This window comes from Streptomyces sp. JLBG701, from assembly GCF_058544905.1.
The window spans coordinates 5,641,807-5,666,338 of record NZ_CM178588.1; the positions used below are offsets into that span (position 1 = coordinate 5,641,807).

Genomic DNA, 24,532 nt, shown 5'->3' on the forward strand with positions numbered 1-24,532 from the left:
CCGGTACGCGACCGCTGGCGGGCCGCGATGCGGCTCGCCCTGGACGAGGCCGGACAGGCCGCCCGCTCCGGGGACGTCCCCGTCGGCGCCGTCGTACTGTCACCGGACGGTACGACCGTGCTGGCGGCCGGCCACAACGAGCGTGAGGCCACCGGCGATCCGACGGCACACGCCGAGGTCCTGGCCCTGCGCCGGGCCGCGAGGGAACTCGGCGAGTGGCGGCTGACGGGCTGCACGCTCGTCGTCACGCTGGAGCCCTGCACGATGTGCGCGGGCGCGCTCGTGCAGTCCCGGGTGGACCGTGTGGTCTACGGCGCCCGCGACGAGAAGGCGGGCGCGGCCGGCTCCCTCTGGGACGTCGTACGCGACCGTCGCCTCAACCATCGCCCCGAGGTGATCGAGGGCGTACTCGCCGAGGAGTGCGCCGCTCTGCTCACCGAGTTCTTCCGCGTCCGCTGAACCCGGCTTCGCCAAATACCGATTTCAAACCACGCCCGACCTTGTTGTAAGGTCTCTCTCGGTAGCGTGTCCGAGCGGCCGAAGGAGCTCGCCTCGAAAGCGAGTGTGGCGCAAGTCACCGAGGGTTCAAATCCCTCCGCTACCGCTTGAGAAGGGCCCCGTCGAGAGACGGGGCCCTTCGTGCGTCCATAAAAGTGCCGGTGAAGGTTACTCTTGCCGCCGGCAACAGGGGGCCCTAAGGGCACAACAGTCACAGGGAGGCCGCCGTGGCGGTGAATTCGAAGAAGGTCGCCGTCTATGTGGTCGTGGTCTTCGTGGCGTACGTGATCATCACGGACCCGGAGAAGTCCGCGGACTACGTCCAGATAGGGTTCGAGGGCATATCGGACGCCGCCACAGCCATAGGCGACTTCTTCACATGGCTCGCCAACGGGGCGCAGTAGCTGGGAGCGCACATGATCCGCCACCTGGTCCTCTTCAAGCTCAACGACGGCGTCGGGCGCGACGATCCGCGCGTCGTGGAGGGCGTCAAGGCCTTCCGCGGCCTCGGCGACCAGATCGAGGAACTGCGGTTCTGGGAGTGCGAGTGGAACATCTCCGACCGCCCCATCGCCTACGACTTCGCGATCAACTCGGCGGTCGACGACAAGGACGCCCTGCGGCGGTACGCGGAGCACCCCGCGCACCAGGCGGGCGTGGCGTTGTGGCGCGAGTTCGCCACTTGGGTGATCGCGGACTACGAGTTCTGAGCGCCACACGTTCGAGCCCCCCGCCGGGAACGGCAGGGGGCTCTTCTGTGCCTTATGCCCCAACTCGCCCCTCAACACGACATAACACATCGTTATGCGGTGCTTGCACACAGTGCACATGTCTTGTGATGCTATGACCGCTTTTGACGGATGATTGACCGATGAAGAGGTGGCGTTGACCGTGTCGGCCAGTACTGCGCCGCCCCAGGAAGAGGCTCCCGCCCCGGCCGCTCCACAGGAACCCGCTCCGCCCCGGAGCCGCGGCGCCGACACCCGGGCCCTCACCCAGGTGCTCTTCGGCCAGCTCAAGCACCTGCAGCCGGGCACGCCGGAGCACAGCCGGGTGCGCGGGGCGCTCATCGAGGCCAACCTCCCGCTCGTGCGCTACGCCGCCGCCCGCTTCCGCTCCCGCAACGAGCCGATGGAGGACGTCGTCCAGGTCGGCACCATCGGGCTCATCAACGCCATCGACCGCTTCGACCCGGACCGGGGCGTGCAGTTCCCGACGTTCGCGATGCCGACGGTGATCGGCGAGATCAAGCGGTACTTCCGGGACAACGTCCGCACGGTCCATGTCCCGCGCCGGCTGCACGAGCTGTGGGTGCAGGTCAACAGCGCGACCGAGGACCTGACGACCGCCTTCGGACGCACCCCGACGACCGGCGAGATCGCCGAGCGGCTGCGCATCAGCGAGGAGGAGGTGCTGTCCTGCATCGAGGCCGGACGCTCGTACCACGCCACCTCGCTGGAGGCGGCCCAGGAGGGCGACGGCCTGCCGGGCCTCCTCGACCGGCTCGGCTACGAGGACCCGGCGCTGGACGGGGTCGAGCACCGCGACCTGGTCCGCCATCTCCTCGTCCAACTCCCCGAGCGCGAGCAGCGGATCCTTCTCCTGCGCTACTACAGCAACCTCACCCAGTCTCAGATCAGCGCGGAACTCGGCGTCTCCCAGATGCACGTCTCCCGGCTACTCGCCCGTAGCTTCCAGCGGCTGCGGTCCGCGAACCGGATCGAGGCGTAGCCCAACAGGTGGATCGGGGCTTAACCGCAAGCATGAGCGAGATGTCACCGGCACGAGCGAATCGCTCATTGGTGCGCTTCCCGACAGTTCTCGGCTGAAAAACCGTCAGACCCCCTCTTTCCAGGGCCGATTCGTTACCGGCATGTCGACATGTCACTACAGCGTGTTGCCGACATGTGACATTCTGCCGGAGACGCGTTTGCCGTGGCTTCGGCTCCGGTATTCAGGTGAAGGCTGCGTTCCTCAATGGGAGCGTCCGCCGCGACCGTCCCGCGACCCAAAGGGGGTGGCATGTCCGCAGACCAGGGCAGCTCCAAGGTGCTCACGCTCACGAAGAGCGAGGCAGCGCCCGAGGCGCACATCGCGCTCGACGATGTCCCGGCCGTTGTGGAGGCCGAGGCACCGCCGGTCGTCCTCCCGGCCTCAGGCCCCATCGACACCCGCACCCTGTCCCGCTCCCTCTTCCTGCGGCTCGCCGCACTCGACGAGAACAGCCCCGAGCGTGTCTACGTCCGGGACACCCTCATCGAGCTCAACCTCCCGCTCGTGCGGTACGCGGCAGCCCGCTTCCGCTCACGCAACGAGCCGATGGAGGACATCGTCCAGGTCGGCACCATCGGCCTGATCAAGGCGATCGACCGCTTCGACTGCGAACGCGGCGTGGAGTTCCCGACGTTCGCGATGCCGACGGTGGTCGGTGAGATCAAGCGGTTCTTCCGCGACACGTCGTGGTCGGTGCGCGTCCCGCGCCGTCTGCAGGAGCTGCGGCTGGCCCTCACCAAGGCCAGTGACGAGCTCGCCCAGAAGCTCGACCGCTCCCCGACCGTCCCCGAACTCGCCGCGGTACTGGGCGTATCGGAGGAGGACGTAGTCGACGGCCTGGCCGTGGGCAACGCCTACACGGCCTCCTCGCTCGACTCCCCGGCCCCCGAGGACGACGGCGGCGAGGGCTCCCTCGCGGACCGCCTCGGCTACGAGGACACGGCCCTGGAGGGCGTGGAATACCGCGAGTCCCTGAAGCCGCTCCTGGCCAAACTCCCGCCCCGCGAGCGCCGCATCATCATGCTGCGCTTCTTCGCCAACATGACCCAGTCGCAGATCGGCGAGGAGGTCGGCATCTCTCAGATGCACGTCTCCCGCCTCCTGACCCGCACGCTGTCACAGCTGCGCGAGGGCCTGATCTCCGACTGAGCCGACTGAGCCGACTGAGTCCCAACAAGCTCACGAGGCTTCCTATTTGACGGAGTGTCAGCCACCATGGCGCGATGCTTCGATCGACGTGGACACCTGGCCGCCGGGGCGCCCTACTGGGCGCGTCGGCGGCCGTCGTCTGCCTGGGCGGTCTTCTGGCCGCGTGCGGAAGCGGAGATGGCGATGGGTACGTGGCGGTCGGCGCCGCGGGTGGCTCACCGCAGGGGTCCGCTACGGCGGTGAAACCGACGGAGGGTGTCACGCTGGTGCCGCTCGACGGACCGGCGTCTGCCGACCGGAGCAACTCGCCCGACCTCGGCGAGACTTCGGGCGCGTCACCACAGAGCACGTCCGACCCGAGCCCCTCACCCGACGACGCCAAGTCCGGTCGTACGACAGTCGATTCACCGTCACCGACCCCGACTGCCGGTCGTACGACGCCCAGCGGGCCCGCCGCACTCAGCTGGGGCGACCCCGTGCGGGCGGCCACGGACGAGCGTTGGTGCGAGGACGTGACCGTCGGCTTCCGCAACAGCGGGGGAAGCCCGGTGCGTTCGGGCACGGTGACGTTCGGGACGCACATCATCGGGGCGCTCGGGGTCGACTGGGCGACCGTCGAGACGGCCGTGGAACTACCGGTGCCGATCTCGGCCGACGCGCGCGAGGAGAAGACCTGGACGGTGTGCGTCGACGCGTGGCGTGTGCCGCTGGGCATGCACATCGAGACGCGAGACGTGGATGTCCAGTGGAAGTAGCCGGGGTCAAGAGCTCAGATGCTCGTGCAGCATCTTCCAGCCGGCGGCCCGCCGCACGATGACGTTGGTGCCCCGGCCCTCGCCGGAGCGGGGTTCGCCGCCGACGACACCGGTCCAGGCGAACCGGTAGCGGCAGACGGCGACATCGGCCGTCAGCACGGGCCACTCCAGGTCGCGCACCTCGTACACCTCGTCGAGGATCGTCGCGAACGTCTTCTCGATCGCGGACCTGATCTCCCCGACGCCCCGGTACGAGCCGTCCGAGAACCAGTACACGGCGTCCTCGGCGATGAACGGCAGGACGCGGTCGATGTCGTGGCTGTTGTTGGCCCGCTCGTAGGCGGCCATGAACGAGGCGAGTTCCGACTCCAGGGATGCCGGGTCCAGGGATGCCGGGTCCATCAGCCGACGGCTCGCCCTGCTCGGACTACTTGAGCGCCAGCCAGGCCACCGCCGCGATGACCGCCACGGCCACGATCACGCCGATGATCAGGCCGATGCGGGGGCCGGACGAAGTGGCGGCCTGCCGCTGGGTGCCCTGGGGGGCCTCGTCGACGAAGGCGCGGAACATCTGGGTGCTGCCGGAGGGGTCGTAGTTGCCCTCGGGGCGCTGGGTGTTGGCCATGGTCCGAGACCCTAGCGAATGCGCGGTGGCCAGGGCCAGGGGAGGCTCCTCTGAGCTGTGCGTTTACGTTCGCAATACTTGCCTTTGCCAAGTTTTTATGGCGCCCACACCTCGCTTCATTTGCCTGCAGCAACCAATCTTCTCTATGGTTGCCCTAAGCAACGAATACGGGAGGTGTGATGGCCGAGCAGGCGCAGTACGAGGAGCTGGTGCGTCAGTTCAGTGCCTTCGGTGCCGTGAAGCGGGAGATGGGCCGGATCCTGCCGTCCGACTGCCCCGGCGGCTCCGCGGCCGTACTGACGTTGCTCGGCCGCCACGGCGACATGCGGATGAGCAGGCTCGCCGAGTTGCTCGCCGTGGACATGTCGGTGACCAGCCGCCATGTCGCGCACGTCGCGGAGCGCGGCTGGATCCAGCGGTCCCCCGACCCGGCGGACAAACGCTCCCGCATCCTGCGCCTCACCCCGGCAGGCCAGGCCCGCCTTGACGAACTGTCCCGGCGGACCACCCAGCTGCTCGCCGACCGCCTGGGCGACTGGAGCGACGACGAGGTCGCCCAGCTCATCCGGCTCATGACGCGGCTGCGGGCGAGCTTCGACGACTGTCGAGCCCCGGTCCACCACCACCGGCCCCCCGCGCACACCCCCGTACTCGAACCCGTACTCGAAAACACCACCCGTACACCCGCATAAGCAACAGACGAAAAGGAAGCCCATGGCAACGACCACACCAGCCGGTGTGCGGGCTCATGCCAAGCACGGAGGCGGTCACGACGACGCCGCTCCGATGACGCACCGGCAGATCATGGAGGCGCTCTCCGGGCTGCTGCTCGGGATGTTCGTGGCGATCCTGTCGTCCACGATCGTCTCGAACGCCCTCCCGGAGATCATCAACGACCTCGGCGGCGGCCAGTCCGCCTACACCTGGGTCGTCACCGCCGCCCTGCTGTCGATGACCGCGGCCACGCCCCTGTGGGGCAAGCTCGCCGACCTGTACAGCAAGAAGGCGCTCGTCCAGACCGCGCTCGTCATCTACGTGCTCGGATCGGCCGCCGCCGGGCTCTCGCAGAACGCCGGCATGCTCATCGCCTGCCGTGTCGTCCAGGGCATAGGCGTCGGCGGGCTCTCCGCCCTCGCGCAGATCGTGATGGCCGCGATGATCTCCCCGCGTGAGCGCGGGCGTTACTCCGGTTACCTGGGTGCCACGTTCGCGGTCGCGACCGTCGGCGGCCCGCTGCTCGGCGGTGTCATCACCGACACCTCGTGGCTGGGCTGGCGCTGGTGCTTCTACGTCGGTGTCCCCTTCGCGATCATCGCGCTGATCGTCCTGCAGAAGACCCTGAAGCTGCCCGTCGTGAAGCGGGACGTGAAGGTCGACTGGTCCGGCGCCTTCTTCATCGCCGCCGCGGTCTCGCTGCTGCTGGTCTGGGTCACCTTCGCCGGTGACAAGTACGAGTGGCTGTCGTGGCAGACGTACGCGATGGTCGGCGGCTCGGTCGTGCTCGGGCTGATCTTCGTGCTCATCGAGAGCCGGGCCAGTGAGCCGATCATTCCGCTGCGGCTGTTCCGCAACCGCACCATCACCCTGTCCTCCGTCGCCTCGCTCTTCGTGGGCATCGCGATGTTCTCCGGCACGGTCTTCTTCAGCCAGTACTTCCAGCTGGCCCGGGACGAGTCCCCGACGATGTCGGGTGTCCTCACCATCCCGATGATCGGCGGCCTGTTCGTCTCCTCCACCGTCTCCGGGCAGTTCATCACCCGGACGGGCAAGTGGAAGGCCTGGCTGGTCAGCGGCGGTGTGCTCATCACCGCGGGCCTCGGTCTGCTGAGCACCATCCGCTACGACACGGACTACTGGAAGACCGCGGTCTTCATGGCGCTGCTGGGTCTCGGCATCGGCATGATGATGCAGAACCTGGTCCTGTCCACGCAGAACCAGGTGGACCCCTCCGACCTCGGCTCGGCCAGCTCCACGGTGACGTTCTTCCGTTCGCTGGGCGGTGCGATCGGCGTCTCGGCGCTCGGTGCCGTCATGGCCAACCGGATCACCGACTACGCCAAGGACGGCGTCGCCGACCTGGGTCCCAAGTACGCCTCCGCACTGTCCGGTTCCAGCTCCACCAGCAGCATCCCGGACATGGACAGCCTGCCCGCGCCACTGCGCACCGTCATGGAGAGCGCGTACGGCCACGGCATCGCGGACGTCTTCCTCATCGCGGCCGGCGGGGCCCTCATCGCCTTCCTGATCACCCTGTTCATCAAGGAGGTCCCGCTGCGGACCAAGGGCGCGCTGGCGCAGGCGGCGTCGGAGGAAACCCCGGCCGAGGCGGCCGTCGAGGCGTCCGCGCCGGTCGAGGAGAGGGTCCCGAGCTGGGCCGTCGCCGCGAACTCTTCGGACACCGAGGCCGGCCCCGGGGGCACGCAGAAGCTCGCGGCCGCTGTCGCGGTGGCCACCGAGACCCCGGCCGGCTCCGGCGGCATCCCGGTGCGCGGCTTCGTGCGCGGCGCCGAGAGCGCGCCCGTCCCGCGGGCCGCCGTCACGCTGATCTCCCTCGCGGGACGGCAGTTGGGCCGTTCGGTCGCGCAGGGCGACGGCTCCTACGCGGTGGACGCGCCGGGCACGGGTTCCTACGTCCTGATCGCCTCCGCCGACGGGTTCCAGCCGCAGGCCTCGACCGTCGTGGTGGGCGGTGAGCCGGTGTCGTACGACATCCTGCTCAGCGGTACCAGCGGGCTGAACGGGATCGTGCGGGCCGCAGAGACCTCGGTCCCCGTCAAGGACGCCATGGTCATCGTGACCGACGTGCGCGGCGATCTGCTGGCCACCCAGGCCACCGGTGAGCAGGGCGAGTTCAGCTTCGCCGAGCTGGTGCCGGGTGCCGTGACCGTCGCGGTGAACGCCGCCGGGTACCGGCCGCGCGCCCTGCCCGTCGAGGTGGGCGGCAGCGGGGTCACCCGGATCGAGGTCGACCTGGACTCGGGCGCCCAGCTCCAGGGTGTCGTACGCGCCCCGCACGGTCCGCTGGCGGACGCGCGGGTGACGCTCGTCGACGCGGCGGGCAACGTGGTCGGCACGGCGACGACCGGGACGGACGGGGCGTACGCCTTCACCGACCTGGACAGCGGCGAGTACACGGTCATCGCGACGGGTTACGCGCCGGTGGCGACCGCACTGACGGTGAACGGCCGTGGCGTTGACGACCACGACATCGAACTCGCCCATTCCGGCGAGTAGTTCACACCCGGCCCGTGGAACGCGTCCCGAGCGGAGGCGCGTTCCACGGGCCGGTCTCATTTGTACGGCCGTACGGCAAGGAGTTTGAGGGACATGGGACTGACCGCGAGGATCCGGACCCGGGACGGATGGGCCGTGCAGCACGCGGTCGTCACGGTGACCGACATGACCGGGTCGCAGGTGGTGCGGGCCGAGGCGGACGAGGAGGGCGTCGTGCGGGACGGGACGGCGCTGGCGCCCGGGGCGTACACCGTCATCGTCACGGCCGTCGGGTACGCGCCCGCCGCCGCGAGCGCCCTCGTCACCGCGAGCCGGCGGGCCGAGGTCGGGACGGTGACGCTGGCCCGGCAGGGCGGTACCGAGCTGCCGCCGCCGGGGCCGTGGACGATCGACCCGGCGCACTCCACCGTCGGCGCCGTGGCCCAGCACCTCGGCATCTCCAGCGTGCACGGTCGTTTCACCGACTTCAGCGCGGTGATCGAGATCGCGCCGGACGAGGTGACCAAGTCCCGTGTGGAGGCGGTGATTCGGGCGGCCTCCATCGACACGGGCAACGGCATGCGGGACACGCATCTGCGGTCGGCGGACTTCCTGGACGTCGAGAGGTACCCCGAGATCACCTACCGCTCTACGGGGCTTACGGCCGCCGGTGCGGATCGGTGGACGGTGCACGGTGAGTTGGGGATGCACGGGGTCGTACGGGCCGTCGACCTGGACCTCGCCTACCTCGGTACGGGGTCGGATCCGTGGGGTGGGACGCGGGCGGCCTTCCGGGCTACGGCGGAGCTGCGGCGCGAGGACTTCGCCATGAACTACAACCAGGTCGTGCAGGCGGGCATCGCGGCCATCGGAACGACGTTGAAGGTCGAGCTGGAGGTCCAGGCGGTGCAGGGGGAGAGCCTTCCGCAGGCGTAGGCACGAGAGGGTCAGGCTGATCGGCGGTCGCTGCGCCTAGGCTGGCGGCATGGCACCGAACATCGCTACCAACACCTCCGTGTCCCTGGCCGAGCTGCTGGACTTCGTACGGCCTCGCCATCGGGCGATCCTGCTGACCCGGCGGGGCGACGGTGGGCCCCAGGCGTCGCCGTTGACCTGCGGGGTCGACGACTCGGGGCGGATCGTCGTCTCCACGTACCCTGAGCGGGCCAAGACGCGTAACGCGAAGCGGGATGCGCGGGTCAGCCTCGTCGTTCTGAGCGACGACTGGAATGGGCCGTGGGTTCAGATCGACGGCTCGGCCGAGGTCATCGACTCGCCTGAGTCTGTGGAGCCGCTTGTGGAGTACTACCGGAACATCGCCGGGGAGCATCCGGACTGGGATGAGTACCGGGAGGCGATGGTGAAGCAGGGGAAGTCGATTATTCGGGTTACGCCGGAGCGGTGGGGGCCGGTTGCCACCGGCGGCTTTCCGGCTCGGCTCGCCTAGCTCGCCTAGCTCGCCTAATAGCTCGGGGGGCTGTGTCGTCTTGCGGGTGCGGGTTTGCTGTGGCTGGTCGCGCAGTTCCCCGCGCCCCTGACGTACGTCTACTCAGCCTCTCTTTTCACCATCGCCTCGATTCCCGCCACCAACAGCTCCAGTGCGAACTCGAAGTCCCTCTCCCGCATCTCTTCCACCGTGTCGCCTCCCCTGGCCGCCATCAGGTCGGCCGACTCCTGGATGACCTCGGCGGCCTCCGGGGCCTGGGTCACCGCGCTCATGGCCTGGCGGAAATAGGCGTCCTGGGTCATGCCGGCGGAGGCGCAGCGGGCGATGAAGTGGCCCTCGATCGTGCCGTAGCCGTACACGAACTGGAAGACGGCGGAGATCGCGCCGGTCAGGCCGCGGGTCGGTAGACCTGTCCCGCGCATCACCCGCTGGACGACTCGCGAGAACGCGAGGGAGTTCGGGCCGATGTTGAGGTAGGTCCCGGCGAGCGGCGAGATCCAGGGGTGGCGGACCAGCAGGGCGCGGTACTCCCGGGCCAGCGCCCGCAGTTGGCCCCGCCAGTCCTCGCCGGCGGCATCCGGGTCGGGCAGGCTCAACTCGCCGTAGGCCGCGTCCAGGGCGAGTTCGAGGAGGTCGTCCTTGGTGTCGACGTACCAGTAGACGGACATCGCCGTGACGTTCAGCTCCCCGGCAAGACGCCGCATGGAGAACTTGGCAAGCCCTTCGGCGTCCAGGAGCCGCACGGTGACGCCTGTGATCCGCTCCCGGTCGAGCCCGGAAGGCTGCCCACGCCCCCCGCGCCGAACCTTGCCCTCCAGCCAAACACTGGCCCGCGCCGCCTTCTGGCCTGCCCTAACCATTGGCGCACCTTCCTGAACTTTCACATTCCGCCCATGTTAAGCGCCCCTTTAGGGGCGCGGGGAACTGCGCGATCAACCACGAACGACCCGCACTCGCGCAATCACCACTGCCACCCGAGCTATTGGGCGACCACCATCTCCGAGTCTTCCCGCTCCGCACGGTGCAACAACGCCGCCGCCAACAGCCCCCCAAGCAGTACGGCAACCGCCCCCACCAGCTGACTAGCCTCAAGCCCCGAAGAGAACGCCTCCGTAATCCGCCCCCTCTCCTCAGCCGACCCCGCAGCCCCCAACGCCGCTGGCAAGGAGCCGGCCGCCACCGGAATCAACGCAGCGAACCGCGAGTTGAGGACAGCCCCCAACACCGCTACCCCCAACCCGTTCCCGAACTCCGCAAGCGTCCCGTTGATCCCGGCCCCCACCCCCGCCTTCTCCGGAGGAATCGCACTCATGATGGCCTGCGCCATGGCCGGGTTGGCGATCGCACACCCCGCCCCGATGAGCAACAGGCCAAGCAGCGTCCCGCCGTACCCACTGGAGGCAACCGCGATCGACACCAGTCCCCCCGACATCAACACCATCCCGAACGCGATGGAAACCGGCATCCCCAACCTCGTCATCCACTTCGCCGACAACCCGGAGAAGTTCAGCACCACCACGGTCAAGGCCAGCGGAGCGATCCGCAGGCCCGCCTCCAACGCGTCGTATCCGAGCACGAATTGGAGATGCTGGGTCAGCAGGAACAACGCCCCGCCCATCCCGAAGGTGATCAGCACGGCCCCGGCGACCGCACCCGTGAACCGCCGGTCCCGGAAGAAGTGCAGGTCGAGCATGGGGTACGGGATGCGGCTCTCCCAGTAGGCGAACAGCCCCAGCACCGCCACGGCCGCCGTCGCCGGCACCCGGACGGACGTCCACCCGTGCTCGGGGCCGGAGATGATGGCGTAGACGAGCGAGGTCATGCCGATCGTGGAGAGCAGGGCGCCCAGCAGGTCCGGGCGGTCGCCCGTGGGGTTTTTGGACTCCGGGACCAGGGCTACGACCGCCGCCAGGCCCAGCGCCGCGACCGGCAGGTTGATCAGGAAGATCGCGCCCCACCAGAAGTGGTCGAGCATGAAGCCGCCGAGGAGGGGACCGGCCGCGAAGCCCAGCGCGTTGACCGCGCTCCAGATTCCGATGGCCTTGGCGTGCTCCTCGGGTGCGAAGATCTGCATCGCCACGGCGAGGGTCGTGGTCAGCAGCAGCGCGCCGCCGACCCCCATACCGGCCCGCGCGGCGATCAACTGGCCGGTGGAGTCGGCCAGTCCGGCCGCGAGCGAGCCGATGCCGAAGAGGGTCAGGCCCGCTATCAGCATGCGCTTGCGGCCGTAGCGGTCGGCGGCGCTGCCTGCCGTGAGCAGCAGGCCGGACTGCACGAGCGAGTAGGCGTTGATCATCCACTGGATGTCGGCGGTGGCCGCGCCCAGTTCACGGGTGAGGGAGGGGATCGCCACGTTCAGGACGGTGTTGTCGAGCAGCACGGTGAGCTGCGCGAGGCAGATGACACCGAGGATCAGCCAGCGGCGGGGGTGGCCTTGGGGGGTGGTGGACATGGGCATGCTGTACACCGTAGAACAGTCCTTATACGGCGTACAGCGCGAGGGTGTGAAAGAGGGCGGCAGCCGTAGCCATCGCCCTCTCAGCGAACCGTCGGAATCAGCTCGTCGGCTGCGTCAGGTCGTAGAAGGTGGACGAACCGACCGTGACCTCCTTGAAGTTGGCCTCCACCCACTCGCTGATCTGCGACGACGTACCGCTACTGCTGCTACCCATGCCGCCGCCGGAGCCGCTGGAGATGAAGTAGTGGATCTTGCCGTCCTCCACGTACTTCTTGAACTCCGCCAGCGTCGGGGACGGGTCGGTGCCGTTGAAGCCGCCGATCGCCATCACCGGTTGCTCGGTGGCGAGCTGGTAGCTCGCGGCGTTCTGGGCGCCGATGGCCGCCGCGGCCCAGGTGTACTTGTCGGCGTCGGCCTCCAGCAGCTTCTTGGCCTCGTCGGTGACCGTCGCGCCGTTGAGCAGGCCGCCGACGCCACCGCCGCCGCCCATGCCGCCCTCCATGGAACCGCCGGGCATGCCGCCCTGCTGGTTGCCCTGGCCCTGGGTGCTGCCGTTGCCGTTCTGCTGGTTCTGGCCCGGCATACCGCCGCCCATGCCGCCGGTCGGGGGCTGGCCCATGCCGCCGCCCTGCTGGCCCTGGCCCTGGGTGTTGCCGTTGCCGTTCTGCGTGTTGCCGCCGCCGGGGAAGCCACCACCGCGACCGCCGCCGCCACCCATGCCGCCCATCATGCTGGCGCCGGCCGGACCGGCCGTGACGATGGAGCCGGTGTGGCCCTCCTGGAGGGTGCTGATCGTGTAGGCGGTCGGACCGGCCACCGAGGCGACGATGCTCAGGCCCACCGCGGCGAGCGCGAGCTGACGGCTCAGCTTGGCCGCGAAGATCAGGCCGAGGGCGCCGACCAGGCCGCCGATGAGGACCAGCCACTTCAGCCAGGGCAGGTAGTCGGGGGTGCGGTTGAGGAGGACGTAACCCCAGGCCGCGGTCGCCACGACGGCTCCCGCGAGGGTGATCGACGCCCAGATCTCCTGGCGCTTCTCCCACAGGATGCCCGCGCCCATGCCGACGACCGCGGCGATGTAGGGGGCCAGGGCGACCGTGTAGTACTGGTGGAAGATGCCCGCCATGTAGCTGAAGACGATCGTGGTGATCAGCAGCGAGCCGCCCCAGGCGAGGAACGAGGCGCGGGTCACGGACGTCCGCTTGGCCTTGCGCGTGGCCACCAGGCCCGCGACCAGCAGGATCAGCGCGGCCGGCAGCAGCCAGGAGATCTGGCCGCCGATCTCGGAGTTGAACATCCGGTCCCAGCCGGTCTCGCCCCACTGACCGGTGCTGCCGTTGCCACCGCCGCCGACGCTGCCGGTCTCGTCGCCGTTGAGGCGGCCGAGGCCGTTGTAGCCGAAGGTCAGCTCAAGGAAGCTGTTGTTCTGCGAGCCGCCGATGTAGGGGCGGGAGGACGCGGGCCACAGCTCGACGATCGCGACCCACCAGCCGCCCGCGACGACCATCGCGAGCGTGCCGAGGCCCAGCTGGCCCAGCCGCTTCTTCAGGCTCACCGGAGCGCACACCGCGTACACCGCGGCCAGCGCCGGCAGGATCAGGAAGGCCTGGAGCGTCTTGCCCAGGAAGGCGAAGCCGATCGCGACCCCGCACCACACCAGCCACTTCGTACGACCGTCCTCGACGGCGCGGACGACGAAGTGGACGGCGAGCGCCATCAGCAGCGCCAGCATCGCGTCCGGGTTGTTGAACCGGAACATCAGCGCGGCGACGGGAGTGAGCGCGAGCACCGCGCCCGCGATCAGACCGGCCTGAACGCTGAAGCGGCGGCGGACGGAGGCGTAGACGACGGCGACCGTGCCGACGCCCATCAGCACCTCGGGGGTCAGGATCGCCCAGGAGTTGAGGCCGAAGATCCGCACCGACAGCTCCATCGGCCACATGAAGGCCGAGGGCTTGTCGACGGTGATCGCGTTGCTCGCGTCCAGCGAGCCGAAGAACATCGCCTTCCAGCTCTTGCTGCCGGCCTGGACGGCTGCCGAGTAGAAGGAGTTGGCGTAGCCGGAAGCGCTCAGGTTGTAGAGGTAGAGCACCGTGGTGACGAGCAGCAGACCGAGGAAGGCCGGGCGTGCCCAGCGCGGGTCCTCGGGCCGGCCCCGCCACAGTCTCCGTACGAAGGGCTGCTTGGGCTCACCGGATTCGGGAGCGGGAGTCACCGGCTCCTGAGGGGTCACCGGCTCCGGCGCGATGGCCGCGGGCGGCCCCCATCCGGAGGGACCGGAGGGATTCGCACCCCCCTGCTGAATCGTCTCGTCTGTATGCGTGGTCATCGTCGTGAATCCCTCGGATCGGTGTCGTTCGGGCGCACCGGCTGCAGTTGCATGGTTGCGTCCCCCCAGGTGCGGTCCGCGGCTTCACCGGCGCGGAACTCAGTGGTCTGGTCGTACGAGTGGTGCGGCGCCGTGGCGTACTCGGCGCGGTCGATCTGGTGTGCCGGAGCGCGCTGCGGCAGCGGCGGCTGCTGGCCGCCGTACGGACCGGGCTGTGTCCGGTACGTCGGCGAGGACGGGGTGTGCGAGGCCACCACGGTCGATGTCGTCTGGCCCGACTCGCGCCGGTCCGGGAACACCCACGCCCTGAAGAGCAGGAATCGCAGCACCGTCGCCGCGAGGTTGGCGACGATGAGGACCGCCAGCTCGGTGGAGTGCGCGGGGTCGCTGCTGGCCGCGTTCAGCGCGGCGAGCGAGCCGGAGGTGAGGGCGAGGCCGATACCGAAGACGACCAGTCCCTGCGCCTGGTGCCGTACGGCCCCGCCGCTGCCGCGCACCCCGAAGGTGAGCCGGCGGTTGGCCGCCGTGTTGGCGACCGCCGAGACCAGCAGCGCGAGCGCGTTGGCGATCTGCGAGCCGCCGAACTGGCGGAAGACGCTGTAGAGGAGGAGGTAGAAGAGGGTGGACAGGCCGCCGACAACGCAGAAGCCGACGAGTTGGCGGGCCAGGCCCTTGGGTACGTCCTCGATGTCCCGGTCGCGCGGATCGTCGCCGAAGGGGCGGGTGATCCGGTCCAGGGGCAGCGAACCGGTGGCGAGCGCCTTGCCGACCCGCCACACGCCCTTGAGGTCCTCGGTGGCCGTCTTCACGATGTTCACCGTGGAGTTCGGGTCGTCGACCCAGTCGACGGGCACCTCGTGAATCCGCAGGCCCGCGCGCTCGGCGATGACCAGCATCTCGGTGTCGAAGAACCAGCCGGTGTCCTCGACCATCGGCAGCAGTACCTGGGCGACGTCACGGCGGATCGCCTTGAAGCCGCACTGCGCGTCCGAGAAGCGGGCCTGCAGGGAGCCGCGCAGGATGAGGTTGTAGGAGCGGCTGATGAACTCCCGCTTGGCGCCGCGCACCACGCGCGACGAGCGGGCCAGCCGGGAACCGATCGCCAGGTCGGAGTGACCCGAGATCAGCGGCGCCACCAGGGGAAGCAGCGCGTTGAGGTCGGTGGACAGGTCGACGTCCATGTACGCGAGGATCGGCGCGTCCGAGGCGGACCAGACGGTCCGCAGCGCCCGGCCGCGGCCCTTCTGCTCCAGCCGGAAGGACTTGACCTCCGGGATCTCCGCCTCCAGCCGGGACGCCACCTGGGGGGTGGTGTCCGTCGACGCGTTGTCCGCGATGGTGATGCGGAACGCGTACGGGAATGTGCGCTTGAGATGCTCGTGCAGTCTCAGCACACATGGCTGGAGGTCCTTCTCCTCGTTGTAGACGGGGATCACTACGTCCAGGACAGGCGTACCGGCGTCTCCGGCCGGGAGGTGCTCCCGCGCCGGCAGGGTGCCGGGAGAAGAGTCGGTTCGCATGTCATCGACTTTGCTCAGGCGCGCTGTTGCACCCATGTGCTGGCACTGTGCTGTGCCTGTGAGTGCGATTGCCAGTTTGTTTCCGGTGCCGGGTGGGGCACGGCCGGGGCAAGCGCCGGCAAATGCACCGTAAAGACGGTCCGTCCGGGCATGCTGTCCACGGTCACGGCACCGCCGTGCGCGGTCGCCACGGCCTGCACGATCGCGAGGCCAAGACCGGTCGAACCGGTGGCCCGGGAGCGCGCCGAGTCGCCGCGCGCGAACCGTTCGAAGACGTGCGGCAGCAAATCCGGCGGGATGCCCTGTCCGTTGTCCTCGACGTCCACACACATCCAGGGCCCGCGCCGCTGCACGCGGGCGGTGATCGTCGTGCCGGGTGGCGTGTGCTTGCGGGCGTTGCCAAGCAGATTGACCAGCACCTGCTGGATCCGCGCCGCGTCCGCCGACACGAGGGCCGGTTCGTCGGGCAGGTCAAGCCGCCAGTTGTGATCCATTCCGGCCGCGCGCGAGTCGCTGATGGTGTCCACGACGAGCGGTATGAGGTCGGTCTGGTCGAACTGGAGGGGTCTGCCGGCGTCGAGACGGGCAAGCAGGAGTAGGTCCTCGACCAGCAGGGTCATGCGCCCGGCCTCGGACTCGATCCGCCCGAGGGCGTGCTTGGTGTCGGGACCGGTCTGCTCACGCCCACGTCTGGTCAGCTCGGCGTATCCACGGATGGATGCCAAGGGCGTACGGAGCTCATGGCTGGCGTCCGCGACGAACTGCCGTACCCGCATCTCGCTCTGCTGGCGTGCGTGCAGCGCGCCGTGCACATGGTCGAGCATCCGGTTGAGCGCGGCACCGACCTGGCCGACCTCGGTGTGCGGGTCGGTCTCGGACTCGGGCACCCGCTCGTTGAGGGTGACCTCGCCCGTGTGGAGGGGGAGCTCGGAGACCCGGGTCGCGGTGGCGGCGACGCGGCGCAGGGGGCGGGTGGCGACGCCGACGATCACCGTGCCGGCGATACCGGCGGCGACGAGGCCTGCGGCGGTGACGCTGGCTTCGATGACGATGAGGGTGTTGAGAGTGCTGTTGACGTCCGTGGTGGGGATGGCGACGTAGTAGGTGCCGTTGACACCGTTCGCGCCCGTGTACTGGACGCGGTATTCGCCGAGGCCCGGGATGTCGATGGTGTGCGCCTTCCCGTCCTGGGAGACGGCGCCGATGGCGGCCAGCTGGGCCTCGTTGAGCGTTGTGTCGTTCATCTGAGGGACGCCGTCGTCGTCTTTGGTCTTCGTTCCGACCTTGCCGGCGGTGACGGAGCCGTTCTTGACCGACGCCGCGATCGTGCCGCTCGGCTGCGGGCCCTCGGTGACGAACGTGGCGAGGTTGACCGCCTGCCCCTTCTCCTTGTCTTTGGGTACGGCGCTGTCGGTGCTGTCGGTGTCCTGGCCGGGCGGCCGCCCGAACCCACCGGCCGCACGCGCCGAGACCTCGCGCAGCTGCCCGTCGAGCTGGTCGTACAGATGAGTACGCAGCGCGAGGGTCGTCACGGCCCCGATGACCGCGCAAACCACCGCAATAAGGACTAGCGACGCGACGACGAGCCGGGTCCGCAGAGTACGCGGCTTACCTGCTCGCTTCTGCGCACGCGGCCGTCGTCGCCCGCTCATGAGGCCGCGGGCTTGATCAGGTAGCCGGCGCCACGCCGGGTGTGGATCATCGGCTCACGACCGGCGTCGATCTTGCGGCGCAGGTAGGAGATGTAGAGCTCGACGACGTTGGCCTGGCCGCCGAAGTCGTAGGACCACACGCGGTCGAGTATCTGCGCTTTGCTGAGTACACGACGAGGGTTACGCATCAGGAAGCGCAACAGCTCAAACTCGGTCGCGGTGAGGTGGATGCCCTCCCCGGCCCGCGAGACCTCGTGGCTGTCCTCGTCCAGCGTCAGGTCGCCGACCACGAGCACGGAGTCGGAGCGCCGGTCGGCGGCACCGGAGCGCCGGATGAGCCCGCGCAGCCGAGCGACGACCTCTTCGAGGCTGAAGGGCTTGGTGACGTAGTCGTCGCCACCGGCGGTGAGCCCGGCGATCCGGTCCTCGACGGCGTCCTTGGCCGTCAGGAAGAGAACGGGCACGTCGGGCAGCTCGCGGCGCAGCCGCCCCAGGACGGTCAGGCCGTCCATGTCCGGCAGCATCATGTCGAGAACGACGGCGTCGGGCCGGAACTCGCGTGCGGTCTGCACCGCACCCTGTCCGTCACCCGCGCTACGGATCTGCCAGCCTTCATAGCGAAGAGCCATGGACAGCAGCTCGGTGATCGACAGCTCGTCGTCCACCACAAGCACTCGGACGGGGCTCCCGTCCGGCCTCAGCAGTTCGGTGCGCCCCTGGGGCGAGGTCGTGGTCATAGCGGACACCTTGTCGGGGCCCGCTGAGAGCAACCTTGCCTCTTCCTGTGATTTTCCTGAGAAACGCACAGGCGCCTCTCAGGCAATGCCTGGGAACCGTTGAGGATCTTGTAACCCCCCGGACTTATGGGAGCCCCCGGGCCCCCGGGATCCTCTGCCCCCTGGGCCCCCGCCTCACGCCCCGAACAGCCGCGCCCCGTTGTCGTGACACACAGCCCGCAGCCAGTCATCTCCCAGCCCGAGCCGCTCCAGCGCATGCAGCTGGTGGACGAACGGATACGGGATGTTCGGGAAGTCGCTGCCGAGCAGAATCCGGTCGCCGAGGTCGGCCAGCCGGGGCAGTGCCTGCCGCGGGAACGGCGAGAACCGCTCGCTGAAGTCGGTGAACGCCATCGTCGTGTCCAGCCGCACCTCCCCGTACCGCTCGGCCAGCGCGAGGAAATCCTCGTACTCCGGCATCCCCATGTGCGCGACCACCAGCCGCAACCGGGGATGCCTGGCGAGCACCCGCCCGATCGGCTCGGGCCCGGTGTGCTTGCCGGGCGCTGGCCCGGAGCCGCAGTGGACCACCACCGGGACACCGGCCTCGGCGAGCAGCCCCCAGACGGGATCGAGCAGCTCGTCCGCGGGGTCGTACGCCCCCACCTGAACGTGCGCCTTGAAGACCCGCGCCCCCGCCTCGACCGCCTCCCTGACGTAACCGTCGGCTCCCGGCTCGGGAAAGAAGGTCGAGGTGTGCAGACAGTCGGGCACCCGACGCGCGAAGTCGACGGCCCACCCGTTGAGCCACTGGGCCATGCCCGCCTTGTGCGGATAGAGCATGGCCGTGAAGGCACGCACCCCGAACTCCCTGAGCGCCGCTACCCGTTCATGCTCCTCGTTCCGATACGTGATGGGCCAGTCGAGGCCGGTGAGCGGGCCGACCGCGTCGAAGTACTCCCACACCTTGTGCAGCACGCGCTCCGGCATGAAGTGCGTGTGCACGTCGACGAGTCCGGGCAGCCCTAGCCGCTCCCAGAACCCGCGTACCTCAGCCGCTTCATCGGTCATCTGCCTGCCCTCTCAGAACAACCCGCCCTGAACCCCCATCTCACTAGCGTCCCTGAACTCCCGCACAGGCAAGCTGAATCCGTCGGCCTCCGCTGAGCCGGTCTCGGGGACGGGAACCAGCTCCCACCCGGTCATCAACCGCGTGTCGAGCACGACGACCCCGCGCACGGTCGCGAGATGCAGATCGGGCCCGGCCGCCGCCACCAACTCCCCGCTCACCACCCCGCCGGCGACCAGCTCCCGCACATCCCCGACAGCGGCCGCGACCCCCGTGAGCCCGAACACCCCCATGTGATCGACGACTTGGCACGGCTCACGCCGGAGCGACTCGGGCCAGCCGGGCAGCGCCACCGCCCGCGCGTGCAACTCCGCCACCTCGACCGCCCGCTCGGCCTCGGTCCCGGGCAACGCGGCCCGCACCGCCCGCTTGTCGACGTACGGAATCCGATCGGGTACCCGGAGCGCGGCCCGCAGCAACTCCTCCGCACGCCGTGCGGCCATCAGCGGCCCGAGCCCCAACCAGCTGAAGCAGACAGCCCCTTGCTCAAGCAGCCGCGCGGAGCCCCGCTCTTCGGCGGTGATCCCGACCTTGACCATGCCGGGCCCGAACCACGCCAGATATACGTGATACGGCCGCGGATCGTCCGCGATCGTGTCGGCGGCCACGGAGTGCGCCCGGTCCAGCCGCGCACACTCCTCGCACCGCGCCCCCGTACTCCGCCCCGACACGCCCGCCCGCACCGGACAGGGATGCCCCCGCGCACCCACGCATGTCCGCACTCCCCCTTCCGCGACCGCGAAGGCCACCCGCTTTCCCCAGGCCAGCGCACTGCGCCGCCCACCGTCCCACGCCAGCACGGGCCCGTCCGCCGACCACCGCAGACCCGTGCACTTCCACGCCTGTCCCATCTCTGCCGAGACTAGAGCCTGGCACTGACAATGGACGGCGAGCCGGGGATGGGCGGCGGCGATCAGCCCCTCGACGGCTACTCGACGGCTACTCGACGGCTACTCGACGGCCGCGGCGGGCTCAGGCTCGCCGGCGGCAACCGGCACGGCCCCCCGGACCTCGACCCCACTCCCGACCCCACTCCCGACGCCCGTACGACGCCCCCGCCCCGCCAACCGGCACCCGACACACCCGGCATGTCCGTCGCGCGCGCTCAGATCCCGCACCCGCCATCCCCACTGCTCCCGAGGCCGCACTCCCGGCGGCTTGCCCCACCCCCCGAGATGAAGCCTCCAGGTGACAAAGACGCTGACCAGCACGATCGCGAGCCCGCCGGCCATGAGGAGGGCCGAGACCGTACAGACCCCGACCCCCACCACGGTGGACCCGACGACCGCGATCGCGAATCCGGTCCATCCCGCGACCGTGTGCCCCTCGTCATACAGATGTGCGCTCAAGTACCTGCCCCCTCGGACAGATACCCACCTGCTCGGCCAGCACCAGATGGCCCAGCGCCTCGGCCTGAACGTCACCGACCTCACCTGCTTCGCCTACGTCCTGGAGGCCGGCGAGAACCTGCTCACGGCCGGCGACCTCGCAGAACGCGCCCACGTCACGACAGGCGCGGTGACCGGCATCCTCAACCGCCTGGAACGCGCGCGCTACATCACCCGCCGCCCCGACCCCACGGACCGCCGCCGCGTACGCGTCGCCGCGGAACCGGAAGCGATCGCCCGCGCCGAGGCCCTCTACGCGCCCCACTACGCCCGCCTCGCGACCCTGTTCGCCGACTACACCCCCGCCGAAATCGCGGTCCTCACCGACTGGTTCACCCGCGCTACGGCGATGGCGCATGAGTACATCGACGTACTGAACGCCAACGAAGCGGAGACCGAGGCGAAGCCGAAATCGCGCCCCTGATCGACGGGGTCACCAGTACGGGCAGACAGATGCCACCGTAGGCCGAATGCCTCGCGCTCCTCGGCTAACGTAGGAAGAGCCCGAAGCCGCAACTTCATCTTGCGACTTCGGGCCCTTCGCTTCCCCCGGGTGGCCCCGCTACGACAGCACGTACACAGGCGCCCCGTCCGCTGCGCACCCGCTCTGCTTCATGCATCCCCGCTTGAGCAGCATGCGCACGGAGTCGTGAACTCGCTCAAGGGACAGACCCGTACGGCCGGCGATCTCCTCCAGCCGGTGCTGGGCCGCACCCCGCACCAGCGCCGGCGCGAGATACGCCGCCACGGCGTGGACGTCCGCGGTGACGACGAGGTTCTTCGCCTGCCAGGTGGCGAGGAGTTCCTGGGCCGTCATCGTCGGATCGGCAACTGCCCGGGAACCGGGCCTGATGCGCTCGGCCAGCCGGTCCACCGAGTCGGCGATCCGGTGCAGGGCCGCAGCCATCGCGGCTTGCCCTTCCCTGAACTCACCGAGCAGCACGTTGCGCTCCGCCTCCCGGACAGCGATCGCGTCGTCGGCCCGGATGTTCCGCTCCTCAAGCCGCACGATGGCGTCGACGACCTGCTGAGGCATGACGTAGGCCGTGCCGCCGGTGGGGGAAGGCTGCACGGGGGCTGGTTCGAGGGTGTAGGAACCGGTGCGCTGGATGGTCGCGATGACTTCGCAGACCCACTCCTTGAAAGGTGCGCACTCAGGCTTGGTGCAGCCGTTGACAAGTTGGATGAGCCCTCGGAGGTTCACCATCCTCATCGACTTCTGCAGCCTTTGAGCTGCAAGTTTGCGCAAGGTGTCTGCCGTACAGACGCCTCCTGCAATCTCACTCAGAGTCTTCTGACAGTCTGCCGCGACGTGCATCTGCAAGGCCTGCCGCGTGTTCGCATAGCCCAGGTGCTTGCACACATCCACGGCCGGAAACCAGTGCGTCCCGTCCGGCATGGTGAGTCTCCTCAACCGAGCACCTGTCGCCGCGTACACGAAGTCACTGATCTCAATCGCGTCCCGGTCACCCCGGTCCTGCACTGCCGACTCCTGCGCCGACGTGTTCTGCTCGTACATCGAGCATCACTGTTGATCTCGGTCGAGCCGGGATCAGAGGTACTGCCCGTCGTCGACACCCTTCACCAGCTCCGGCCACACCTTGACGGCCACGATGTGGGCGAAGTTGACGAGGGCGAAACCAGTCTCGGCATCGTCAGGACCGGTCAGCTCGAAGCGCACGGTAAGCCCCTGTTCAAGGGCCTCGTTCAACCCGGCAACCGCCGATTCCAAGGTTTCGAAGTCGCTGCTCTTCACGGCCAGGGCTTCCCCGTTGAGGGGCTGGAGCCAGATGTGCAACTCCGGATTCTGCGGCATGCGATCGCTCCTCAAGTCGACGGCACAGCACCACGATGCGTGTCGCACCCAGCAGGCACAAGTACGCGTCTTCCGTACCGCCTGAGCAGCCTCAGCCGAAGGCGCTGAACGTCGCCTCGGGCCGGTCACGTTGGGCGTACAGCCCCCAAGCGGTATCGGCGATGTCGTCCGGATCAAGGGAGTTGGCGCCCACGTCACCGAACCGCTCCGGCTGCGACTTCACCAACTCATAGATGTCACCGCGCTCGACGAGCCCGCCGATGATCAGGCTTCCGGCGTAGATTCCCCGCTCGGCGACAGCCGCGTTGAGGGTCAGGGCGTAGTTGCGCAGTGCCGCCGAGGAGACGGCGAGGCCCCCGAGGGCGGGCATCGGCACGACGGCGCTGAGACCGCCGGCGAACAGCAGCCCGCCGCTGCCCCGCTCGATCATGCCGGGCAGCACCTTGGCGACCACGTCGACGGCCGGGTACACCCAGCTCATCGCATCCCGAACGCTCGCGGAATCGGTCTCGGTGATCGGCTTCGGCCAAGCGTCCTGGTCGGCGGCGCCCGGCCCGTAGTAGACGAGGTCGATCCTCCCGTACCGCTCGGTGACGGTGTCGAGCACGTCCAGGATCCGTTCACCGTCGCGTACGTCGGCCACGAAGGCGTCGGCTTCGATGCCCGCGTCGGTCAGGGCCGAGAGGTATCCGGCGTGCCGGGTGTCACTGCGCGAGGCGAGGGCCACGGTGTAGCCCTCGCGGCCGAAACGGTGCGCGATGGACATGCCGAGGCCGGGGCCGACCCCGATGACGACGGCGATCTTGCGTTCCGGTGAGGACATGACAGTGCCCTTCGAGTCGGGTCCGAACCAACAGGTCCGATTAACTTGAGGGTTCCCTCAAGTTTCCGTCCGACCGTAGCATGAACCTGAGGGCGGCCTCAGGTTCCGTACGATGGAGCCCATGACAGCCGGAACCAGGCGGCCCCTGCGGGCCGACGCCGCACGCAACCGGGACAAACTGCTGGCCACCGCGGCCCAGGTGTTCGGCGAACGCGGCCTGGACGCCCCCCTGGAGGAGATCGCCCGCCGGGCCGGCGTCAGCATCGGGACGCTCTACAACCACTTCCCCACGCGGCAGGCGTTCGTCGACGCGATCTTCCCGGAGCGGCTGGCCGCCCTGGACCGGATCGCCGAGGCGGCGCTGGCCGACCCGGACCCGTGGAACGGGTTCACCGGCTTCGTCGAGGAACTCGTCGCCCTTCAGGCGCAGGACCTCGGCCTCAACGACGCGCTGGCCCGGCGTTTCCCGCTGACCCCAGCCGTGGACGAGGCCTGCCACCGCGGTCTCCAGCACGTGCAGCAGATCATCGGGCGAGCCCGTGAAAGCGGCCGCCTGCGCCCCGACTTCGAGCCTCAGGACCTGGCCACCCTCATCTGGGCGATGTCGCAGGTGATCAGGGAGTCGATGGACTCGGCACCGGACGCCTGGCGGCGCTGCCTGAGGTTCTTCCTGGACGGCCTACGAGCGGACGCGGCCCACCCCGTCACGGTGCCGGTGCCGCCCCCCTCGGGGTGAGGCCACCTCCACCATGGACTGGGTGGAGCACTCCATGGTTCCGGCGGGCGGGCGACGGCATCGTTGAAGTCAACGGATCCCCCTGGTCGACGCTCCTCATCCGGAAGGAAACTCCCATGAAGTCGCTGCTGCCCTCCCTGACAAGCACCACGACGAACGCCCCGGCCGACCTCCCCCACGAGAGCGAACTCGCCCCGCTGCTCACCGCCTGGGACCTCGCACACCCCACCGTCGCCGATCCCGAGTGGCGCCATCTCCTGGACGAGATCGCCCACCCCCGCACCATCCAGGCCTTCCACAACCTGGCCGGGGTCGCGGCTTGAACTCGTACCTCAACTGCCGCTGTGACCCCGACGCGAGAGGCCCCCAGAAATGACAACTGGGGCCTCTCACCTGTGTGCGCTTGAGGACGCCACAGGGTTTCGGACCTTGTGCCCCAGCTCCGATCAGTGGCCCCAGGACACCCTTTAGGCTGCTGCCGTTGGTCAACTCGTCAGACCAGGGG

At 69.1% G+C, this 24,532-nt stretch carries 27 protein-coding genes and 1 tRNA gene; 14 read left to right on the top strand and 14 right to left on the bottom strand.

Translation table 11 applies throughout. The annotated features are described in order from the left end of the window. Nucleotides 1-27: 27 nt before the first annotated feature. The 7 genes from tadA (at nt 28) to AC5DRG_RS26030 (ending at nt 4,175) form a co-directional block, all read left to right on the top strand. Complete coding sequence (tadA, locus tag AC5DRG_RS26000; RefSeq protein WP_491801839.1) at nt 28-459, top strand: tRNA adenosine(34) deaminase TadA; 432 nt, start codon at nt 28-30, stop codon at nt 457-459. Between the two features lie 60 nt (nt 460-519). Next, nucleotides 520-604 (top strand) — tRNA-Ser (locus AC5DRG_RS26005). A 121-nt stretch (nt 605-725) separates the two neighbouring features. Continuing rightward, nucleotides 726-902: a hypothetical protein gene (locus AC5DRG_RS26010; protein WP_491801840.1), complete on the top strand. Its 177-nt coding sequence runs from the start codon at nt 726-728 to the stop codon at nt 900-902. A gap of 12 nt (nt 903-914) precedes the next feature. Then, complete coding sequence (locus AC5DRG_RS26015) at nt 915-1,208, top strand: Dabb family protein (RefSeq protein ID WP_491801841.1); 294 nt, start codon at nt 915-917, stop codon at nt 1,206-1,208. 169 nt (nt 1,209-1,377) lie between these two features. After that, entirely contained in the window at nt 1,378-2,229 is an 852-nt protein-coding gene (locus tag AC5DRG_RS26020; protein WP_491813158.1) for an RNA polymerase sigma factor SigF, read from the top strand. 291 nt (nt 2,230-2,520) lie between these two features. Then, the gene (locus tag AC5DRG_RS26025; protein ID WP_491801842.1) at nt 2,521-3,420 is read left to right on the top strand and encodes an RNA polymerase sigma factor SigF; all 900 of its coding nucleotides are present in this window, start codon (nt 2,521-2,523) and stop codon (nt 3,418-3,420) included. Between the two features lie 74 nt (nt 3,421-3,494). Further along, on the top strand, nt 3,495-4,175 hold the full coding sequence (locus AC5DRG_RS26030; protein ID WP_491801843.1) for a hypothetical protein: 681 nt from the start codon (nt 3,495-3,497) through the stop codon (nt 4,173-4,175). A 6-nt stretch (nt 4,176-4,181) separates the two neighbouring features. Here AC5DRG_RS26030 and AC5DRG_RS26035 read toward each other — a convergent pair whose 3' ends face one another. Further along, nucleotides 4,182-4,577: a YybH family protein gene (locus tag AC5DRG_RS26035; protein ID WP_491801844.1), complete on the bottom strand. Its 396-nt coding sequence runs from the start codon at nt 4,575-4,577 to the stop codon at nt 4,182-4,184. A 25-nt stretch (nt 4,578-4,602) separates the two neighbouring features. After that, nucleotides 4,603-4,800, bottom strand: coding sequence for a hypothetical protein (locus AC5DRG_RS26040; protein WP_491801845.1), 198 nt, complete (start codon nt 4,798-4,800; stop codon nt 4,603-4,605). 179 nt (nt 4,801-4,979) lie between these two features. Between AC5DRG_RS26040 and AC5DRG_RS26045 the strand changes: the two genes are divergently transcribed. The 4 genes from AC5DRG_RS26045 to AC5DRG_RS26060 all read left to right on the top strand — a co-directional run bounded on the left by AC5DRG_RS26045 (nt 4,980) and on the right by AC5DRG_RS26060 (nt 9,460). Then, nucleotides 4,980-5,492 (top strand): MarR family winged helix-turn-helix transcriptional regulator, encoded by a 513-nt coding sequence (locus AC5DRG_RS26045; protein WP_491801846.1) that lies wholly within the window; start codon nt 4,980-4,982, stop codon nt 5,490-5,492. A gap of 94 nt (nt 5,493-5,586) precedes the next feature. Beyond that, nucleotides 5,587-8,034 (top strand): MFS transporter, encoded by a 2,448-nt coding sequence (locus AC5DRG_RS26050; RefSeq protein ID WP_491813159.1) that lies wholly within the window; start codon nt 5,587-5,589, stop codon nt 8,032-8,034. A 93-nt stretch (nt 8,035-8,127) separates the two neighbouring features. After that, complete coding sequence (locus AC5DRG_RS26055; RefSeq protein WP_491801847.1) at nt 8,128-8,949, top strand: YceI family protein; 822 nt, start codon at nt 8,128-8,130, stop codon at nt 8,947-8,949. 49 nt (nt 8,950-8,998) lie between these two features. Further along, a complete protein-coding gene (locus AC5DRG_RS26060) occupies nt 8,999-9,460 on the top strand; it encodes a PPOX class F420-dependent oxidoreductase (protein WP_491801848.1) in 462 nt (153 codons plus the stop codon). Between the two features lie 98 nt (nt 9,461-9,558). Here the strand turns inward: AC5DRG_RS26060 and AC5DRG_RS26065 are convergent, their stop codons facing one another. The 9 genes from AC5DRG_RS26065 to AC5DRG_RS26105 form a co-directional block, all read right to left on the bottom strand. Then, entirely contained in the window at nt 9,559-10,320 is a 762-nt protein-coding gene (locus tag AC5DRG_RS26065) for a TetR/AcrR family transcriptional regulator (protein WP_491801849.1), read from the bottom strand. A 119-nt stretch (nt 10,321-10,439) separates the two neighbouring features. After that, on the bottom strand, nt 10,440-11,918 hold the full coding sequence (locus tag AC5DRG_RS26070) for an MFS transporter (RefSeq protein ID WP_491801850.1): 1,479 nt from the start codon (nt 11,916-11,918) through the stop codon (nt 10,440-10,442). Between the two features lie 97 nt (nt 11,919-12,015). After that, nucleotides 12,016-14,247 (bottom strand): mannosyltransferase YkcB-related protein, encoded by a 2,232-nt coding sequence (locus tag AC5DRG_RS26075; protein ID WP_491801851.1) that lies wholly within the window; start codon nt 14,245-14,247, stop codon nt 12,016-12,018. Then, nucleotides 14,244-15,767: a bifunctional glycosyltransferase family 2/GtrA family protein gene (locus AC5DRG_RS26080; RefSeq protein ID WP_491801853.1), complete on the bottom strand. Its 1,524-nt coding sequence runs from the start codon at nt 15,765-15,767 to the stop codon at nt 14,244-14,246. Before AC5DRG_RS26080 ends, AC5DRG_RS26075 begins: the two co-directional genes overlap by 4 nt. A 14-nt stretch (nt 15,768-15,781) precedes the next feature. Continuing rightward, nucleotides 15,782-17,419, bottom strand: a complete 1,638-nt coding sequence (locus AC5DRG_RS26085; RefSeq protein ID WP_491801855.1) for a sensor histidine kinase — start codon at nt 17,417-17,419, stop codon at nt 15,782-15,784. Then, entirely contained in the window at nt 17,416-18,156 is a 741-nt protein-coding gene (locus tag AC5DRG_RS26090) for a response regulator transcription factor (RefSeq protein WP_360939225.1), read from the bottom strand. Before AC5DRG_RS26090 ends, AC5DRG_RS26085 begins: the two co-directional genes overlap by 4 nt. A gap of 174 nt (nt 18,157-18,330) precedes the next feature. Continuing rightward, on the bottom strand, nt 18,331-19,206 hold the full coding sequence (locus AC5DRG_RS26095; protein WP_491801856.1) for an amidohydrolase family protein: 876 nt from the start codon (nt 19,204-19,206) through the stop codon (nt 18,331-18,333). A gap of 12 nt (nt 19,207-19,218) precedes the next feature. Then, nucleotides 19,219-20,115: a DUF2797 domain-containing protein gene (locus tag AC5DRG_RS26100; RefSeq protein WP_491801857.1), complete on the bottom strand. Its 897-nt coding sequence runs from the start codon at nt 20,113-20,115 to the stop codon at nt 19,219-19,221. A 99-nt stretch (nt 20,116-20,214) separates the two neighbouring features. Continuing rightward, nucleotides 20,215-20,613 (bottom strand): HGxxPAAW family protein, encoded by a 399-nt coding sequence (locus tag AC5DRG_RS26105; RefSeq protein WP_491801859.1) that lies wholly within the window; start codon nt 20,611-20,613, stop codon nt 20,215-20,217. Here AC5DRG_RS26105 and AC5DRG_RS26110 point away from each other — a divergent pair. Further along, entirely contained in the window at nt 20,555-21,076 is a 522-nt protein-coding gene (locus AC5DRG_RS26110) for a MarR family winged helix-turn-helix transcriptional regulator (RefSeq protein ID WP_491813160.1), read from the top strand. The genes AC5DRG_RS26105 and AC5DRG_RS26110 overlap by 59 nt on opposite strands. A 138-nt stretch (nt 21,077-21,214) precedes the next feature. On the opposite strand, the gene AC5DRG_RS26115 is transcribed toward AC5DRG_RS26110, so the two are convergent. From AC5DRG_RS26115 to AC5DRG_RS26125, 3 genes are all read right to left on the bottom strand, one after another. Then, nucleotides 21,215-22,171 carry a BRO-N domain-containing protein gene (locus AC5DRG_RS26115; protein WP_491801860.1) on the bottom strand — a complete coding sequence of 319 codons (957 nt, stop codon included), beginning with the start codon at nt 22,169-22,171 and terminating at the stop codon, nt 21,215-21,217. A 33-nt stretch (nt 22,172-22,204) separates the two neighbouring features. Continuing rightward, nucleotides 22,205-22,468, bottom strand: coding sequence for a hypothetical protein (locus AC5DRG_RS26120; protein WP_491801861.1), 264 nt, complete (start codon nt 22,466-22,468; stop codon nt 22,205-22,207). A gap of 91 nt (nt 22,469-22,559) precedes the next feature. Continuing rightward, complete coding sequence (locus tag AC5DRG_RS26125; RefSeq protein WP_491801862.1) at nt 22,560-23,291, bottom strand: SDR family NAD(P)-dependent oxidoreductase; 732 nt, start codon at nt 23,289-23,291, stop codon at nt 22,560-22,562. Between the two features lie 121 nt (nt 23,292-23,412). On the opposite strand from AC5DRG_RS26125, the gene AC5DRG_RS26130 reads away from it, so the two are divergent. Continuing rightward, on the top strand, nt 23,413-24,027 hold the full coding sequence (locus tag AC5DRG_RS26130; RefSeq protein WP_491801863.1) for a TetR/AcrR family transcriptional regulator: 615 nt from the start codon (nt 23,413-23,415) through the stop codon (nt 24,025-24,027). 116 nt (nt 24,028-24,143) lie between these two features. Then, entirely contained in the window at nt 24,144-24,350 is a 207-nt protein-coding gene (locus AC5DRG_RS26135; protein ID WP_491801864.1) for a hypothetical protein, read from the top strand. Nucleotides 24,351-24,532 lie beyond the last annotated feature (182 nt).